We start from the raw sequence: 16,410 nt of genomic DNA, 5'->3' as shown, positions 1-16,410 counted from the left end.
GGTTCCCGCCTTCTGGTTCCCGCCGGGGCGCGTGCCATACGTGGAGTCAGAGCGGGACCACCGTCACCTCGGTCGCCTTCACGCCCGTCCAGACCTCCGTCCCGTCCGCGATGCGCAGCTCGGCCGCCGCCTGCGGGGTGATCTCCGCGACCAGGTCCGGCGCCCGGTCGGAGGTGATCAGGAGCCGCAGCCGGCTGCCGCCCGAGGTGATCTCGCGGACCGTGCCGGGCCAGACGTTGCGGGGGGAGCCGGTGGGCTTCTCGCGGTGTACGGAGACGGCTTCGGGGGCGATGACCGCGAGGGCCTCCGTGCCCGGGGTGAGGGGTTCGGCGACGACGAGGTGGCCGCCGCCCGCCAGGTCCAGGCCGTCGGCGGTGGCGGTGCCGGGCCAGGCGTTGCGGCCGAGCATCCGGGCCACCCAGGGCGAGCGGGGGTGGCGGGTCACCTCGGCGGGCGGCTCGTCCTGGAGGACCCGGCCGTCGTCCAGGACGAGGACCCGGTCGGCCAGGGAGACCGCCTCGACCGGGTCGTGCGTGACGATCAGGCAGACCCCGCCGAACTCCGCGAGGTGCCGGCGCAGGGTGTGACGCACGTGGGCCCGGGTCGTCTGGTCGAGGGCGGCGAGCGGTTCGTCCAGCAGCAGGAGGCGCGGGCGGGCCGCCAACGCGCGTGCCAGGGCTACGCGTTGGGCCTGGCCGCCGGAGAGCTGGCCGGGCTTGCGGTGGGCCAGGTGGCCGACGCCGAGCCGGTCCAGCCAGGACTGCGCCTCGCGCCGGGCCTCCGTGCGGGGGACGCCATGGGTGCGGAGCCCGTACGCCGTGTTGGTGAGGGCGCTCAGGTGCGGGAAGAGCGCGCCGTCCTGGGGGACCCAGGCGACGCCCCGGCGGTGCGGGGGGACTTCCGTCACATCGGCCTCGCCCAGGCGCAGTCGGGCGTGGGCGCGCGGGGTGAGGCCGAGGAGGGCGCGCAGGAGGGTGGTCTTGCCCGCGCCGTTGGGGCCGACGACCGCGAGGGTGGTGCCGGGGGCCGCGTCCAGGGTCAGGCGGGTGAAGCCGGTGACGTCGGCGTGCAGGGGCCAGCGCTCCTGGGGGGCCGGTTCACGTACGGACGCGGATGCCTTCTCCCGTACGTACGAAGGTGGTCCGGGCAGGACGTCCGGCGCCGCGACCGTCGGCTCCTCCGGGCGCGGGGCGGACCGCTCGCGCTGGTGGTCGCCCGGGGTGCCCGTCCACCGCCCGCGCAGCGCGATGAGCACGATCATGGCGATGGCCAGGAGCAGCAGGGAGACCGAGGTGGCGGCCTCCGGGGACTCCTGGAGCAGCAGATAGACCTGGAGCGGCAGGGTCTGTGTGGTGCCGGGGAGGTTCCCGGCGAAGGTGATGGTGGCGCCGAACTCACCGAGCGCCCGCGCCCAGGTGAGGGCCGCTCCGGCGATCAGGCCGGGGGCGACCATCGGCAGGGTCACGGTGAGGAACACCCGTACCGGAGAGGCTCCGAGGGACGCGGCGGTCTCCTCGTACCGGGGGCGCAGACCACCGAGCGCGCCCTCCAGCGAGATGACCAGGAACGGCATCGCGACGAACGTCGCCGCCAGGACCGCCCCCGAGGTGTGGAAGGGGAGCGTGATGCCGAAGGTGTCCTCCAGCCACGGGCCGAGCAGCCCGCGCCGGCCGAACGCCAGCAGCAGCGCGACCCCGCCGACCGTGGGCGGCAGCACCATCGGCAGCAGCACCAGCGAGCGCACGAACGCCTTGCCGGGGAACGGCACCCGGGCCAGCAGCCAGGCCAGCGGCACCCCGAACAGCAGCGAGAGGCCCAGCGACCAGAGCGAGACGAGGAGGGAGAGGCGGAGCGCCTGCGTGGTCGGCTCGGCGGTGAGGTGGGTGGAGAGTTCGCCCCAGGAGGTACGGGCCAGGATGCCGACGAGCGGCAGCATCAGGAACGCCACGGCCAGCAGCGCGGGCACCGTCAGCAGGAGCGGGGCGCGCGCCCCCGGCGTACGGCGGAGTGCCGGTCGTTTCATGGTGACCTCGTCGGGCGGCTGGCTGGACGTGCGGGGCCCGGCAGGCCCGTCGGACGGGACGGGCCTGCCGGGAGCGGTGCGGTTACGGCTGCTGGAAGCCGGCGCCCTGGAGGATCTTCTGCGCGGCGGGCGTCGAGAGCCAGGCGACGAACGCGGCGGCGGCCTCGCTGTGCTCCGACCCCTTCAGTGTGGCGGCCGGGTAGGAGGCGACGGCGTTCTCCGCGTCCGGGATGTCGATCGCGTCGACCTTGTCGGGCGCGGTCTCGGCGTCCGTCTTGTAGACGAGCCCGGCGTCCGCCTCGCCCAGCTCGACCTTGCTGAGGACCGCGCGGACGTTGGGCTCCTGGGAGACCGGCTTCACCGCGATCTGCTGCGCGTCGAGGATCTGCTGGCTGTAGCGGCCCACCGGCACCTCGGGGGCGGCCAGGACGACCTTCAGCTTGGTGTCGGAGAGGTCCTTCAGGTTCTCGACCTTCTCCGGGTTGCCCTCGCCGACGGCGATGACCAGGCGGTTCTTGGCGATGACGGTCGGGGTGCCGGTCTCGCCGGAGAGGCCGTCCATCGTCTTGGTGTCGGCGGTGACCAGGGCGTCGGCGGGGGCGCCCTGCTTGACCTGGGCGGCCAGCTCCTGGGAGCCCGCGAAGGAGAACGTCACCTTCGTGCCCGGGTTCTCCTTCTCGTACGCCGCTCCCGCCTCCTTGAAGACATCGGTCAGCGAGGAGGCGGCCAGCACGGTCAGGTCCGCCTTGGGGGCGCCCGACGCGGCGTCGGAGGGCGTGGCGCCGGCGCCGCTGTCCTTGGCCTTGTCCGTGCCCGAGTCGTTGCCGCAGGCGGCGAGTGGGACGAGGAGGGCGGCGGTGAGGACGGCGGCGGCGGTGCGGCGGCGGCTGAGCAGGAGGGACATGAGGGCGGGACTCCTTGGCTGCGAGTCCGGTCGGCGGGTGCCGGTCCGGGCGGGGACGAGTTCGCGCGGGGTGCGGAGAAGGGCGGCGCGGAGAAGGGTGTGCGGGCGGGTGGTGCGGGCAGCACTCGGCGCCCGGCCGCCGGTCGCTCCGGCCGGTTCAGGTGCGGTCGATGTGCACGCTGGTCGACTTCACGCGGGCTGTCGCCTGCATGCCGACCTCCAGACCCAGCTCCTCGACCGCCTCCCGGGTCAGGAGGGAGACGAGCCGGTGCGGGCCTGCCTGGATCTCGACCTGGGCCGCGACATCGCCGAGCTTCACGGCGGTGACGATGCCCGGGAAGGCGTTGCGCGCCGAGGTGTACGGGGTCTCCTCCTCGCCCGCGGCGCCCTGGCCGACCTCGATCGAGAAGGCGGCCAGCGCACGGCCGTCGATCAGCCGGCGGCCGGTCTCGTCGCGATGGGTCGCGACCCGGCCGGCGTCCGCCCAGCGTCGGGCGGTGTCGGGGCTGACTCCGAGAAGTCGTGCTGCCTGACCGATTGTGTAGGACTGCATGCGCGACACGCTAGGCCAATCAGGCTCGCATTTACCATTCTCCAGACGATTGCCCATCGCAGATGCGAGCTTCTCGGAGAATCGTACGGAGCCCTCGCAGGCTGTCCTCAGGCCGTCCCCGGTCCGCGCTCAGGTCGCCAGCCGCGTCGTCGGCATCTCGCCCTCGGTCGTCGTCACGTCGATCACGGAGAACGTGGCACCCTGCGGGTCGGTGATGGCCGCGAACCGGCCGAAGGGGCTGTCCATCGGGCCGAACTGCAGCTGCGCGCCCCGCCCGGTCGCCTTCGCCACCGCCGCGTCGCAATCCGGGACGGTGAAGTACACCATCACGAAGGAGCCCACCTCGGGCGGGAAGTCGTCGCCCATCGCCATCCGGCCGAGCACCGACTCGCCCTGGACGTCGTACATCCCGAAGTCCATCGACGGGTCTTCGAGCTTCCGGACCGCGTACGGGAACACGGCGGGGAAGAAGGCGTCCGCCGCCTTCGCGTCGCGGGTGAAGACCTCGCTCCAGCAGTAGCCGCCGGGTGCGCCCATCTCCGTCTCGAACCCGTCGTGGGTGTCGGCCTGCCAGACGCCGAAGACCGCGCCGCCGGGGTCGCCGGCCAGCACCATCGTGCCGAACGCGCCGACCTGCATGGGCTCCATGAGCACCTGGCCGCCGGCCGCGCGGACCTTCTCGCTGGAGGCGGCGGCGTCCGGCGAGGCCAGATACAGGCACCACGCGGACGGGCCGTCCTCGTTGCCCGGCATCGGCGGGACCACGGCGGCCGCCCGCTTGCCGTCCGCGTACGCCGTCGTGTAGTTGCCGAACTCCGGCGAACCCTCGCCGAACGTCCAGCCGAGCACATCACCGTAGAAGCTCTTCGCGCCCTCCAGGTCGGCGAACGAGGCGTCCGCCCAACACGGGGTGCCTTCGGGTTGTACAGCCATGGCACTGACCCTCTTCCGGTCCTGGTCACTCCGCGTCACTCCGCCCGGGAGTCCTCTACCAGCCACGCTAGCCAGCCGCCCCCGGGTCCGCGCGCCGGGGAAACCGGGGCGGCGACGACGAGGAGGTGTGGCGCCGACGGGGCGGTCCGGTGCCGACGGGACGGTCCGGCGCCGCGGACCCGGGAGGAGCTGCTGACCCGGCTGGACGACGTGCTCGCCGACGAGTGGCCGGCCGCGGAGGCCCGCCTCACCGCCCGCCTCGCCGCGGGCTGAGCCGGGGGTTCAGCGGACGGGCCTCCGGCGGGCCCGGTGGATCGCCGCCCGCTCCTCGGCGGTGTGGTCGCCGCAGTCGGGGTTCTCGCAGGGGCCCGGGCGCCAGACGGGGACGAAGATCCCGAGGGTCTTGCGGCGCTGGATCTCGGAGGCGACGGGATGCTTGCAGGTCGGGCACATGAAGGCGGCCCGCTGCTGGGTCTCACGCTCTTTGCTGGCCATTTACCAACGATAGGCCGGGCAAAGCGCTTGGGAAAGTCTTTCCGCGCGCTTTGCCCGGCCATTGCCCGCCCGGTCAGTCGGTGGGCTTACCGTCGGAGTGCTTCTCCGCGCTCTCCGAACTTTCCGTACCGTCCGCACTCTCCCCGGTGTCCGCGTTCGGCGGTGGGCGCCGGATACTGAGCACGATCGAGACCGTCAGAATGACGACGATCACCGCCAGGCTGATCGGCGAGGGAATCTCCGGAATGGAGGTGCTGATCATCTTGTGCGAGGCCTGGAGAACCAGCTTGACCGCGATGAACGCCAGAATGATCGCGAGGCCCGTGCTCAGGTAGTGGAAGCGGTCCAGGAGTCCCGCCAGCAGGAAGTAGAGCGCTCGCAGTCCGAGGATGGCGAACGCGTTGCTGGTGTAGACGATGAACGCGTCGTCGCTGACCGCCAGCACGGCGGGCACGCTGTCCACGGCGAAGAGCAGGTCGGCTGCCTCGATCGCGGCGACCACCGCGAGCAGAGGTGTGGCGACCCGCTTCCCCTCCTCCTTGATGACGAAGTGCGTTCCCGCGTATTCGTCCCGGACGGGCATGATCTTCCGCAGCATCCGCACCGCGAAACTCTTGCCCGGGTCGAAACTGTCGTCCTCCCCCTTGAGGATTTTGAAGGCGCTGTAGAAAAGGATCGCCGCGAAGAGGAACAGCACGAAGGTGAAGCGGTTCACGACCGCGACGCCGGCTGTCAGGAAGATCGCGCGGAACACCAGAGCGCCGATGACGCCGAAGAACAGCACCCGGTGCTGATATTCCCGGGGCACCTTGAAATAGGCGAAGATCAGCGCGAAGACGAAGAGGTTGTCGACCGAAAGGCTCTTCTCCAGAAGCCAGGCTGTCGTATATTCCGTCCCCGCGGTCGTCCCGAGGACGAAGAAGACCACACCGCCGAAGATGAGCGCGAGGCTCACCCACAGCACACTCCACCAGGCCGCTTCCTTGAAGCCGATGACATGCGCCTTGCGGTGGGCAAGCAAGTCGACTGTGAGGGAGACGACCACCGTTACGGCGAACGCCACCCAGAGCCACACCGGTACATCCACGCCCGAGACCTCCCCTGTCGATTGTTACGAGTGTGACGTGTCGGGCCCAGGAGTGCGAGGGGGTGTGCGCCGACCGGCTGCCGCGACCGAGGCCATCAGCTCCGCGTCCAGGAACGAGGGATCGGCCATCCGGGTGGCGGCCGCATAGGAGTTGAGCAGGGCTTTCGTCACCCGGAGGGCCGCTTCGGGGCGGCGTACGACGGGCTTCGCCCAGGCCTCGACAGCCTGATCCAATTCGTTTTCCGGAACGACCCGCTGGAGGACGGAGAGCGCTTGCGCCTCGGCGGCGTCGAACGCCCGTCCGGTCAGGATCAGTTCGCGGACCCGGGCCGCGCCGATCTCGTGGATCAGCCGGGGCAGCAGCCCGCCCCAGGCGGTGGGCAGCCCGAGCGCCAGCTCCGGCAGCCGGAAGGAGGCGCTCTCCGCGCCGACCCGCAGATCGCAGGCGAGGGCGAGCGCGAGACCCGCGCCGATGGCCTTGCCCTGGACCCGGGCGATGGTGACGGCCCGGTTGCCGGAGATCGCCTCGCAGACCCGGCGGGCCTTCTCCCCGGCCACCCGGATGCCCCGGCCGGTCGGGTCCTCCTCCAGCCAGTCGGCGAACTCGGTACGGTCGCCGCCCAGGCAGAAGTCGTCCCCGGCGCCGCTGAGCACCACCACCCGCACCTCGGGGTCGGGCGCGGTGACGGCCTCCAGCAGCTCGTCCAGCATCGCCTCGGTGACCGCGTTGCCGGACTCGGGGGCGTAGAGCTCCACGTGCAGGACGGGGCCCTCGCGCCGGGTGCGTACCGTCGCGGGCTCCTCGTACGCGGAGTCCTCCTCGTACGCGGGAGAGTTCTCCTGCGAGGCGGGGGTCAGGAAGTCGGGCAGCGAGAGCTTCACAGCGCCACGCCCAGCGAGGTGATGCGTCTGAACACCATCCGGGGGGCGTACACCGGCGGGGAGGCGGACCGCAGAGTGGGGAAACGATCCAGCATGCGGGCCAGCAGCGTCCGCGCCTCCAGCTTGGCGAGGGCCGCGCCCAGGCAGTAGTGCACCCCGCCGCCGAAGGTCAGGTGGCTGCCGCCGCGCAGGATGTCGAAGGCACCGGGGTCGGGGTTGCGCCGGGGGTCGTGGTTGGCGGCGCCGTACAGGACGTGGACCATGCTGTCCTTCGTGATCGGGACGCCGGCCAGGACGGTGTCCTCGGCGGCGATCCGGGTGTTGATGTGGATGGGCGGGTCGTAGCGCAGCACCTCGTCGACGGCCGCGTCGATGTGCTCGGGGTGGTCACGCAGCCACTGCCACCGGCCGGGCTCGGCCAGCAGCAGGGAAGTCATCGACGTCAGCAGCGTCGCCGTGGTCTCCAGCGAGGCGATGGTGACGAACATGGTGAGCCGGTAGAGGATCTCGTCCGCCCGCTCCCGGTCCGGCTCCATCGCGTCCCAGGTGTGGATCCACCCGGTCAGCACGTCGTGGCGGGGCTCGGCGCGGCGGCGGGCGACCAGGGCGGTGAAGTACGCGCGCAGCTGCACGGTCGCCTCGGCGGAGATCGCCAGCTGGCTCTTGGTGGGCAGCAACTCCTGGGCGTACACCTGGTTGTGGGTGATCTCCAGGATGTGGGGATAGTCCTCGGGCGGCAGCCCCAGCCAGGAGCCGACCGTGTGGATCGGCAGCTGCTCGCTGACCGTGGAGACGAAGTCCGCCTCACCCCAGCGGAGCTTGTCGGCCAGCTCGTCCAGGAGCCGGTCGGCGTCGCGCTCGACGTCGGGGGTGAGGCGTTCGATGGTGGAGCGGTCGAAGAGGTTGCCGAAGGAGCGGCGCTGGCAGGTGTGTTCGGGGGCGTTCAGCCGGGCGAGGGTGCCGGTCATCTCCCGGGTCGCGATCGCGTCCCACTGCTTGGAGTCGTCCTGCCGCTCCTGCCAGGCGAAGTCGGGGGCGAGCCAGTTGCGGCCGCGCAGCACCTGGCTGCAGGCGTCGAAGCCGGTGACGAAGTAACCGTTCCAGGGAGCGCGGACGACGTCACCCATCGCCCGCAGCTCCGCGAGTATTCCGTAAGGCTCGGCCTGTCCTTCGGGTGAATTGAGCCGTCGGAGCAAGCCGATGACCGCGCGCCGTCCGTCGGGGGTCCTGGTTGTACCGCCAGTGATGCTCACGCACAGTTCCTTGACCTAGGCCCGTGGCTACCGACCAGAACCTACCCTTCCGGATAGCTGCGCCAAGCATCGATCTTTGTTGCCCCCGTCACATGCAATCGTCACAAATGCCCGTTGTTATACGCGAATTGTCGGTCCGTGAGGGAAACGCCGACGACGGTGCGTCAGACCCGGAAAACGTCCAGGAATGAACTCCACCAGCCCTTGGGCTTCTTGGCCGGTTCCGCAGCGTGACGACCGGCGGGAGCCGGCTGGGGCGCCGCGTTCCGGTACGGGTCGGGCAGCTGCGCCGAGGTCGGGGCCGGCGGCTGGGTGCCGGTCGTGGTGCGGCGGGCGGCGGTCGGGGTGAACCGTACGGGCAGGGAGATCAGGGCCCGGTGGAAGGGGCCGGGACGCCAGCCGACGCCCGAGGCCGGGACGGCCAGCGAGAGGTCGGGCACGGTGTTGAGGATCTTCTCGATCGCGGTCAGCGCGATGAGGGTGGCGGGCGACTTGGCGGGGCAGACGTGCGGGCCCGCGCCCCAGGCCAGATGGGCCCCCTTGCTCAGGGTCTGGCGGGCGTCGGTGAGGGACGGGTCGCTGTTCGCGGCGGCGAAGCTGATCAGCACCGGGGTCTCCGCCTTCAGCACCACCCCGTCCAGCTCGATGTCCCGCACCGGGTAGTGCGTCGCGTAGTTGGCGATCGGCGGGTTGTTCCACAGGACGTCGTCCAGCGCGTCCTCCACGAGCATCCCCGAACCGCGCCGCTCGGGCCCACCCGGCTGGTCACCGGCGAGCATCAGCAGCAGCGCGTTGGCGATGAGGTTTCGCTCCGGCTCCACCCCGGCGCCCATCAGCATCACCAGCTGGTCCTTCAGCTCCTCGTCCCGCAGCCCCGCCGGGTGCTGGATCAGCCAGGAGGTGACGTCCTCACCGGGCTGGCGCCGCTTCAGCGCGACCAGCTCCATCAGGCACTCCGTCAGCTCCCCGTTGGCGCGCAGCACGTCCTCGCCGTCGAAGATGGCGGACATCGACCGGGTCAGCCGGTCGCCGATGTCGCCGGGGCAGCCGAAGAGCTGGTTGAACAGCAGCAGCGGCAGGAGCTTGGCGTACTCGTTGAGCAGGTCGGCGGTGCCGCGCTCGATGAACTGGTCGATCAGGTAGTCGGCGATCCGCTCGACGTCCCGGCTCAGCCGGCTGCTGTTGAGCCGCGCCAGCGACTCGGTGACCGCCTTGCGCAGCCGCAGGTGCTCGGCGCCGTCGGTGAACAGGCAGTTGGGCCGGTACATCATCATCGGCAGCACCGGGCTGTCCATCGGTACGGCGCCCTCGCGCAGCGCCGCCCAGCGCCGGGAGTCCCGGGCGAACAGCGCCGGGTTCTGGAGCACCCGCAGCGCCGCCTCGTGCTGCACGATCAGCGTGGCGTCCACCCCGGGCGCCAGCTCGATCGGCGCGGCGGGGCCGTGCGCCCGGAACGCGTCGTACGCGCGGTGCGGGTCGGCGGCGAACTCCGGCCCGTACAGCGAGGTCTGCTGCTGGCTCATGGGGCACCCGGCGGGCGCGCTGTACGGGGTGGCTCCCGGCGACGGGTCCATGTTCGGCTTCCTCGGTGTGATCGCGGGGACGGTCGCCCCGGCTTCGGTTGGGGGTGTGCGGGAGAGCGGGCTCAGGCCGCGTGCGCGAGGAGGTGACGTACGAGCGTGATCAGGGCCTGCGCGGAGGACTTCTGGTCCCGGGCGTCGCAGTAGACGACCGGGGTGGACGGCAGCAGGTCGAGCGCCTCGCGCAGTTCGTCCTCGGCGTGCCGCGAGTACGGGTCGAAGCTGTTGACGGCGACCGCGTACTCCAGCCCGTACGTCTCGACCAGGTCGATCACCGGGAAGGTGTCGGCCAGCCGCGCCGGGTCGACCAGGAGGAGCGCGCCGAGCGAACCGCGCGCCATGTCCTCCCACAGCTCCACGAACCGCTGCTGCCCCGGCGTACCGAACAGGTAGAGCACCAGCTCGTCGCTGAGGGTCAGGCGCCCGAAGTCCAGGGCGACCGTGGTCGTCTTCTTGTCGGGCGCCCCGCGCAGGTCGTCCACCTGGGCCGCGGCCTGGGTCATCCGCTCCTCGGTGCGCAGCGGGGTGATCTCGGAGAGCGTGCCGATCAGGGTCGTCTTGCCCACGGCGAAGTGCCCGACGACGAGGATCTTCGCCGCGCGCTGGACCGCGTCCGGCACATAGATGCTCTCAGCCGAACCGGACTTGGAGTCCATGCAACACCTCTTCGAGGATCTTTCTGTCGACGAGCTGGGCCGGTGGCGGCGCCTTGCGGCGCAGCAGGTGTCCCTGCTGGTTTAAGTCCTGGAGCAGCAGCCGGGCCACCCCGACCGGCAGCCCCAGGTGGCCGGCGACCTCGGCCACCGACAGATAGCCGCCGGAACACAGCTCCCAGATCGCCTTGACCTCGGGGCTCGGGTTGGGCGGCGGCTGCCGGTCGGGGGCGAGGGTGACCAGCGTGACGAGGGAGAGGTCCTCCGCGTCCGGCAGCCCCCGTCCCCCGGTGATGACGTAGGACCGGACGAACCCGCTGCTGACGCTGGACTCCTCGCCCGGTGAGCTCATATCTCGCTGCCCGCGTTCTGGCGGGGCGGCGTGGTCATCGCCTTCCCCAGCGCGGTGACCTGCTGCTGCATACGGAAGGACATCGCCTCCATGTCCACGTCGGCGGCGGCGGTGGCGGCGAGGTAGGCGCCGGTGCCGGCGGCGATGAGGAAGATCCAGCCGTCCTCGTACTCCAGGAGCGTCTGCCGCCAGCGGCCCGGGCTGCGGGTGCCGATGAAGGGGGCGACGGCCCGGCTGAGGGACTGCATGGAGCTCATGGCGGCGGCGACGGTCTCCGCGTCGTCCCGGCCGATCTCGCTGGAGTTGGCGAGCAGCAAGCCGTCGGCGGATACGAGGATCGCGTGCCGGGCTCCGGGTACCTGGAGCACATCGTTGAGTACCCAGGACAGATCGGGGTTCACTGGATCTCGGATCCTTCCGTGGTCGTCGTCGTGTCCCGCCCGGAGCGGGTGCCGCGCTGGAACGCACCCAGGCGGGAGGCGGTCTCCTCGTTGCTGCGGACCGGCTGCGGGGCGGCCGGGGGCACCGCGGAGACCGGGCTCTTGCGACGACGCTTGGGCAGCCCGCCGGAGGTGGTGGTGATCTGGGCGAGCTGCTGGGTCGCGGTGTCCTGGCGCCGGTCCGCCGGCGGGAAGAGCGGGGTGGGCGCGGGGGCCTGCTGCCACTGGTCGGGCTGCGGGGCGGCCTGCGGCTGCTGCTGGGTCCCGTAGGTGTCGTACGCCTCCGGGGCCTCGGCGGGTGCGGCGGACTGCGGCACCTCCGTGGTGAGCAGCTCGTCGGGGATCAGTACCACCGCGCGTACGCCTCCATAGGGGGAAACGGAGTCCACCGAGACCCGGAACCCGTAGCGGGCGGCGAGCATCCCGGAGACGGCGAACCCGAACTGCGGCGGGATGCCCAGGCTGGAGACGCTGATCGCCGCCTGGGGGGAGAGGAGGGCCGCCGCGCGGTCCTTCTCCTCCTGGCCCATGCCGAGTCCGGCGTCGTCGACGATGAGGCAGACGCCCGTCGGCACGGCCTGGATGTTGATCTCCACCGGGGTGCCGGGGGCGGAGTAGTTGGTGGCGTTGGCGAGCAGCTCGGCGAGGACCACCGCGACCGGTTCGACGGCCCGGCTGACGACCGAGAAGTTCACCTGGCCGTTGACCCGGACCCGGTCGAAGTGGCGGATACGGCCCTGGGCGCTGCGGGCCACGTCGAAGACGGAGGCCACGGTCTCGCGCCGGCCGAGCCAGCCGCCGCAGAGTACGGCGATGCCCTGGGCGCGCCGCCCGAACTGGCTGTTGGCGTGGTCCATGGCCATCAGGTCGGCGAGGATCCCGGGGTCGTCGCCGTACTTGCGCTGGGCCTTCTCGATCACGACCTGCTGCTCGTCGGCGAGGCCCTGGAGGGTGCGGACGGCCGCCTTGAGGACCGCCTTGGTCTCCTCCTCGGCGTCCTTGCGGACCTCGGCGAGCTCGGAGGCCTGCCGCTGGAGGAGCCCGTTGTGGACGACGTGGAGCTCGTCACGCTGGCGCAGGAGCGTGTCGCGCTCCGCGCTCAGCTCGGCGTTGCCTCTGCGCAGTTTGATGTTGGTCGCGCGAGCCCGCAGAACGGCACCCACGGCGACCAGTGCTACGACAACCAGCGCCCAGATGACGGGGCCCTGTGGAAATGTCATGAGACTCACTTCAAGTGCCATGGCTGGAAACGGCTTGACACCCCGTCATGCGGCACGCAGTCAGGGCTCGTTCGCCACGACCGTGCGCCGCTTCGGGAGGTGCCCCTCCGAAGGTGGGGCCGAGGAATTCATCCCTCCCGGAATGCCCCCATACGCCATCAGCCCACTGGAAGTAAGATGATCTTATCACCGGCCGCACGACGAAATGTCAAGCTCGCCATGCCAGTTGCCACTCGACGCAGAACGTTCACATTGCGGAGACGTGGAGGAGGCCGTTCCGGCCGGATTCCCGTCATGGGGAGGGGCGTTGGGGGCGGGTGGTTCCGTGCTCCATCGCATACGACGCCGGTGTGGTGGCAGGGGCCGGTGCCGGGGTCCGTCAGGGGGACACCGGGGTGAAGCGGAGCGGCAGGGCCTTCGGGCCGCGGGTGAAGACGCCGTGCTCCACCGGGCCGAAGCCGTCGGCGACGCGTAGGCCGGGCATGGCGTCGAGGAGGTGGCCGACGCCGGTCTCGACCTCGGCCTTGGCCAGCAGGGCGCCGACGCAGAAGTGGCGGCCGAGCGCGAAGGCGAGATGGTCGGCCGCCGCCGAGAAGGCGGTGGTGGTGGTCAGGTCGGTGCGGAAGATGTCGAAGGTGCCGGGGTCGCGGTAGCGGCTCTCGTCGCGGTTGGCGGCGCCGATCAGGCAGGTGACAGTGGCTCCGGCGGGTACGGTGCCGCCGCTGAGCTCCACGTCCGTCGCCGCCTGCCGCATGATCATGTGGACCGGCGGGGTGTAGCGGAGCGTCTCGGCGAACGCCTGCGGGATCAGGGAGCGGTCGGCGCGGACCGCCTCCAGCTGCTCGGGGTGGCGGAGCAGGTTGGCGAAGATGCCCGCGATCGCCTTGTCGGTGGTCTCGCCGCCGGCGGCGAGCAGCAGGCTGCAGAACGCCTTGACGTCCTCGTCGCTCATCCGGACACCGTCGACCTCGGCGGTGCACAGTGTGGACAGCAGGTCGTCGCCCGGATTCCTCCGCCGCTCCCGGATGATCGGCAGCATGTACTCGGCGAACTCGACACGCGTCCGCTCACCCGCCGCGGCGACCTCCGGATCGCCCGACAGATTGCCGAGAAAGGCGATGACGGCCGTGTACCAGCCCTGGAATCGCGCGTGGTCGGCCGTGTCGAGGCCCAGCATGTCCGCGATGACGTTGACCGGGAAACGGCTCGCATAATCGGCGACCAGATCGACCGAGCCGGAGGCGCGGAAACCGTCGATCAGCGTGCGCGAATTCCGCTCGATGACAGGCAGGAACTTCTCCCGCAGGTCGCTGCCCCGGAAGGCCGGAGCCACCAGGGCCCGGCGCACGGCGTGCTCGCCTCCGCTGAGCTGGAGGATCGTCCGCCCGTGGACGGGTTCGATCTGCCAGTCGTAGTTCTCGGTGGTGAACTCGCCCTTCCTGTCCTTGAAGACGTACGCGACATCGTCGTAGCGCGAGATCACATAACTGCCGGTGGCCTCGTGTTTGAAGAGGGGGAACTCGTCGCGCATCAGGCGGTACGCCTGATAGGGGTTCGCCTCGAAGCCGGGCGACAGGATGTCGGGCACCTGTGGTGCGGTGGACATACGCACTCCCTGAGAAGACGCTTCTTCGGGTGGGCGCGGGCGGGCGACCTGGGGCTCGGTCCGCGCCCGGATACGCCGGGAAGAGTATGCCGCATACATGCATGCCACAACGGGCTTGTCGGAGTGGCGAGTTGGGCGGTGCTGCTCAGGCGGGTCCGGCCGTGGTGGAGGCCCGCGTCTCCAGCGCCCAGGCGTGGAGGCGGACGGTGTCGGGGGGTGTGCGGCCCGCGAGGATGTCGCAGAGCAGCTCGGCGCAGGCGCGCCCGTACGCGGCGGGGCGCAGGTCGACCGCGGTGACGGGCGGCTCGGCGGAGCGGGTGGCGGTGCCGTCGACGCAGGAGGCTACGAGGAGGGGGGTACGGGGGTGGGGGCCGGGCTCGTCGTCCGTGGGACGGGGGGCTTCGGCCCGGGGGGCGCCGGGCTCCTCGCCCGTACGGTCCGATACGGCGGCGCTGTCCGTGCGGTCCGATGCGGTGGTGCCGACCGTGCGGCCCAGGGTCGCCGCCGCCCGCAGGACGCCCGGGGCCGCGCCGTCCGGGGCGCAGATCACCGCGTCCACCGCCGGGTCCGCCCGCAGCAGGGCCAGCGTCGTCTCCTCGGCCTCGCCCGGGGTGGCGGCGAACGGCACGGTCCGCAGCGCCACCTCCACCCCGTGCTCCTGCCCCCAGGAGGCGGCGGTGGCCCGCAGGGCGGTGGCCCAGGCGGAGGTGCCGGCGGGGGTCAGGACGGCGGGGCGGCGGGCGCCGCGGTCGGTGACGTGGTCCAGGAGTGCGGTGAGAGAGGCGGCGTTGTCGCAGATCACGGCACCGGTGGGGGCGGCGGTGGGGCCGAGGTAGCGCTCCCCGGTCACCACCGGAACGCCCGCGTCCAGCAGTCCCGGTACGGCGCTGTCGCCCACCTCGGGGTCGATCACCAGCAGCCCGTCGACCCGCGAGGCGACCGGCCCGCTCGCGCCGCCCGGCCCCGTCGCGTCGCCCGCGCCGCCCATGCTGCTCGCCGGGGCGAGCAGCACCACGTCGAAACCGTCCTCCTGGGCGCGTGCCACGGCCCCGAAGGCGAGGTTCATGTAGTAGTCCAGCCGGGTCGCCGTCTGCGGCAGGTGCAGCCCGATGGCCCCGGTGCTGGAGCGGCGGAGCCGCCGGGCCGCGCTGTTGGGCCGGTAGCCGAGCTCCTCCGCCACCGCGCGGACCCGGTCCCGGGTCGCCTCCGCGACGCGGCCCGAGCCCTGGAGGGCGTCGGATGCGGTGCTCTTGGAGACCCCGGCGGTGCGGGCTACGTCGAGCAGGGTCACGGTCCGGGAGGTCACGGAGGTGAAGTCTAGACGGTGGTGATCGTACGAGGTGGAGGGTTGCCGGAACGTTCCGGCAGAGTTAGATTCGGTCCCTGCCGGAACGTTCCGGCAGAACTCCTCCTCACCCCGTGCCCGCCCCCCGGCCCTCCCCCCTGGAACTGGTCATGCGCCTGATCACCGCGTACAACCCGCCCGCCTCCCCGACCCGGACCCGCCCCGCCGAGCGCGCCCCCCTGCGCGTCGCGGCCGTCCAGCAGCGGTGGCACCGCGACCCCGCCGAGCACCGCGCCGCCCTGCGGGAGGGCATCCGCCTCGCCGCGGCCGAGGGGGCGCGGGTGGTCTGCCTCCAGGAGCTGACGCTCTCGCCGTACTTCGCGGTCGTCCGCCGCGCCGACCACCCCGCACCGACCGAGCCGGAGGAGCTGCTGACCGGCCCCACCTTCACCTTCGCCGCCGAGGCCGCCCGCGAGTACGGCGTGTACGTCCACGCCTCCCTGTACGAGAAGGCCCCGGCGCCCGGCGGCCAGGACGACGGCCTCGGCTACAACACCGCGATCCTCGTCGCCCCCGACGGCACCCTCGCCCAGCGCACCCGCAAGACCCACATCCCGGTCACGGAGGGGTATTACGAGGACGACTGGTTCCGGGCCGGCCCGGCGGGCGACGACGCGTTCCCGCTGGTCACGGTGGACGAGGCCCGCTTCGGCCTGCCGACCTGCTGGGACCAGTGGTTCCCGGAGCTGGCGCGCGCCTATTCGCTGGCCGGCGCCGACGTTCTCGTCTACCCGACCGCCATCGGCTCCGAGCCCGGCTTCCCCGGCTTCGACTCCCAGCCGCTCTGGCAGAAGGTGATCACCGGCAACGCGATCGCCAACGCCACCTTCATGATCGTGCCGAACCGCATCGGCGCCGAGAACGGGCTCAGCTTCTACGGCAGCTCCTTCATCGTCGACCCGTACGGCCGCGTCCTGGCCCAGGCCCCGCGCGACGAGCCCGCCGTCCTGGTCGCGGACCTCGACCTCGACGCCCGCCGCGACTGGCTGGAGCTGTTCCCGTTCCTGACCACCCGCCGCCCGGACGCGTACGGCCCGCTCACGGTGACGGACTGACGGTGACGGCCTGACGGTGACGGCCTGAC

Annotated in this window: 16 protein-coding genes; 1 reads left to right on the top strand and 15 read right to left on the bottom strand. The window is 71.8% G+C overall.

Annotated features, from left to right (window positions below; translation table 11 throughout):
• Positions 1 to 46: 46 nt before the first annotated feature.
• The 15 genes from IF17_RS0127275 to IF17_RS0127205 all read right to left on the bottom strand — a co-directional run bounded on the left by IF17_RS0127275 (position 47) and on the right by IF17_RS0127205 (position 15,287).
• Positions 47 to 2,023: an ABC transporter permease gene (locus IF17_RS0127275; protein WP_030571136.1), complete on the bottom strand. Its 1,977-nt coding sequence runs from the start codon at positions 2,021 to 2,023 to the stop codon at positions 47 to 49.
• Between the two features lie 82 nt (positions 2,024 to 2,105).
• Positions 2,106 to 2,927, bottom strand: coding sequence for a molybdate ABC transporter substrate-binding protein (gene modA / locus IF17_RS0127270; protein WP_030571132.1), 822 nt, complete (start codon positions 2,925 to 2,927; stop codon positions 2,106 to 2,108).
• Between the two features lie 157 nt (positions 2,928 to 3,084).
• Positions 3,085 to 3,480, bottom strand: a complete 396-nt coding sequence (locus IF17_RS0127265; protein WP_026237824.1) for a TOBE domain-containing protein — start codon at positions 3,478 to 3,480, stop codon at positions 3,085 to 3,087.
• 129 nt (positions 3,481 to 3,609) lie between these two features.
• On the bottom strand, positions 3,610 to 4,413 hold the full coding sequence (locus tag IF17_RS0127260; RefSeq protein ID WP_030571128.1) for a VOC family protein: 804 nt from the start codon (positions 4,411 to 4,413) through the stop codon (positions 3,610 to 3,612).
• Positions 4,414 to 4,695: 282 nt separating this feature from the next.
• The gene (locus IF17_RS1000000137240) at positions 4,696 to 4,908 is read right to left on the bottom strand and encodes a hypothetical protein (RefSeq protein WP_030571126.1); all 213 of its coding nucleotides are present in this window, start codon (positions 4,906 to 4,908) and stop codon (positions 4,696 to 4,698) included.
• Positions 4,909 to 4,981: 73 nt separating this feature from the next.
• Positions 4,982 to 5,995 carry a TerC family protein gene (locus IF17_RS0127250; protein ID WP_030571123.1) on the bottom strand — a complete coding sequence of 338 codons (1,014 nt, stop codon included), beginning with the start codon at positions 5,993 to 5,995 and terminating at the stop codon, positions 4,982 to 4,984.
• Positions 5,996 to 6,019: 24 nt separating this feature from the next.
• Positions 6,020 to 6,877, bottom strand: coding sequence for an enoyl-CoA hydratase/isomerase family protein (locus tag IF17_RS0127245; protein WP_030571121.1), 858 nt, complete (start codon positions 6,875 to 6,877; stop codon positions 6,020 to 6,022).
• On the bottom strand, positions 6,874 to 8,004 hold the full coding sequence (locus IF17_RS0127240) for a cytochrome P450 (RefSeq protein WP_030571118.1): 1,131 nt from the start codon (positions 8,002 to 8,004) through the stop codon (positions 6,874 to 6,876). The genes IF17_RS0127245 and IF17_RS0127240 overlap by 4 nt, the downstream gene beginning before the upstream one ends.
• Before the next feature lie 290 nt (positions 8,005 to 8,294).
• The gene (locus tag IF17_RS0127235; RefSeq protein WP_030571116.1) at positions 8,295 to 9,704 is read right to left on the bottom strand and encodes a cytochrome P450 family protein; all 1,410 of its coding nucleotides are present in this window, start codon (positions 9,702 to 9,704) and stop codon (positions 8,295 to 8,297) included.
• Positions 9,705 to 9,775: 71 nt separating this feature from the next.
• Entirely contained in the window at positions 9,776 to 10,366 is a 591-nt protein-coding gene (locus IF17_RS0127230; protein WP_030571112.1) for a GTP-binding protein, read from the bottom strand.
• Complete coding sequence (locus IF17_RS0127225; protein ID WP_030571110.1) at positions 10,341 to 10,715, bottom strand: DUF742 domain-containing protein; 375 nt, start codon at positions 10,713 to 10,715, stop codon at positions 10,341 to 10,343. Before IF17_RS0127225 ends, IF17_RS0127230 begins: the two co-directional genes overlap by 26 nt.
• A complete protein-coding gene (locus tag IF17_RS0127220) occupies positions 10,712 to 11,116 on the bottom strand; it encodes a roadblock/LC7 domain-containing protein (protein ID WP_030571107.1) in 405 nt (134 codons plus the stop codon). The genes IF17_RS0127225 and IF17_RS0127220 overlap by 4 nt, the downstream gene beginning before the upstream one ends.
• Positions 11,113 to 12,375, bottom strand: a complete 1,263-nt coding sequence (locus tag IF17_RS0127215; protein ID WP_030571104.1) for an ATP-binding protein — start codon at positions 12,373 to 12,375, stop codon at positions 11,113 to 11,115. Before IF17_RS0127215 ends, IF17_RS0127220 begins: the two co-directional genes overlap by 4 nt.
• Positions 12,376 to 12,754: 379 nt before the next feature.
• Positions 12,755 to 13,981 (bottom strand): cytochrome P450, encoded by a 1,227-nt coding sequence (locus IF17_RS0127210; protein ID WP_030571101.1) that lies wholly within the window; start codon positions 13,979 to 13,981, stop codon positions 12,755 to 12,757.
• A gap of 145 nt (positions 13,982 to 14,126) precedes the next feature.
• Positions 14,127 to 15,287: a LacI family DNA-binding transcriptional regulator gene (locus IF17_RS0127205; RefSeq protein ID WP_030571098.1), complete on the bottom strand. Its 1,161-nt coding sequence runs from the start codon at positions 15,285 to 15,287 to the stop codon at positions 14,127 to 14,129.
• A gap of 149 nt (positions 15,288 to 15,436) precedes the next feature.
• Between IF17_RS0127205 and IF17_RS0127200 the strand changes: the two genes are divergently transcribed.
• A complete protein-coding gene (locus tag IF17_RS0127200) occupies positions 15,437 to 16,381 on the top strand; it encodes a carbon-nitrogen hydrolase (RefSeq protein WP_030571095.1) in 945 nt (314 codons plus the stop codon).
• Positions 16,382 to 16,410: the final 29 nt, after the last annotated feature.

This window comes from Streptomyces cyaneofuscatus (assembly GCF_000718135.1).
In the GTDB taxonomy this organism is placed as follows: domain Bacteria; phylum Actinomycetota; class Actinomycetes; order Streptomycetales; family Streptomycetaceae; genus Streptomyces; species Streptomyces cyaneofuscatus.
The sequence above is the reverse complement of the archived record's forward strand: the minus strand, read 5'-3'. Positions and strand labels throughout refer to the sequence as shown.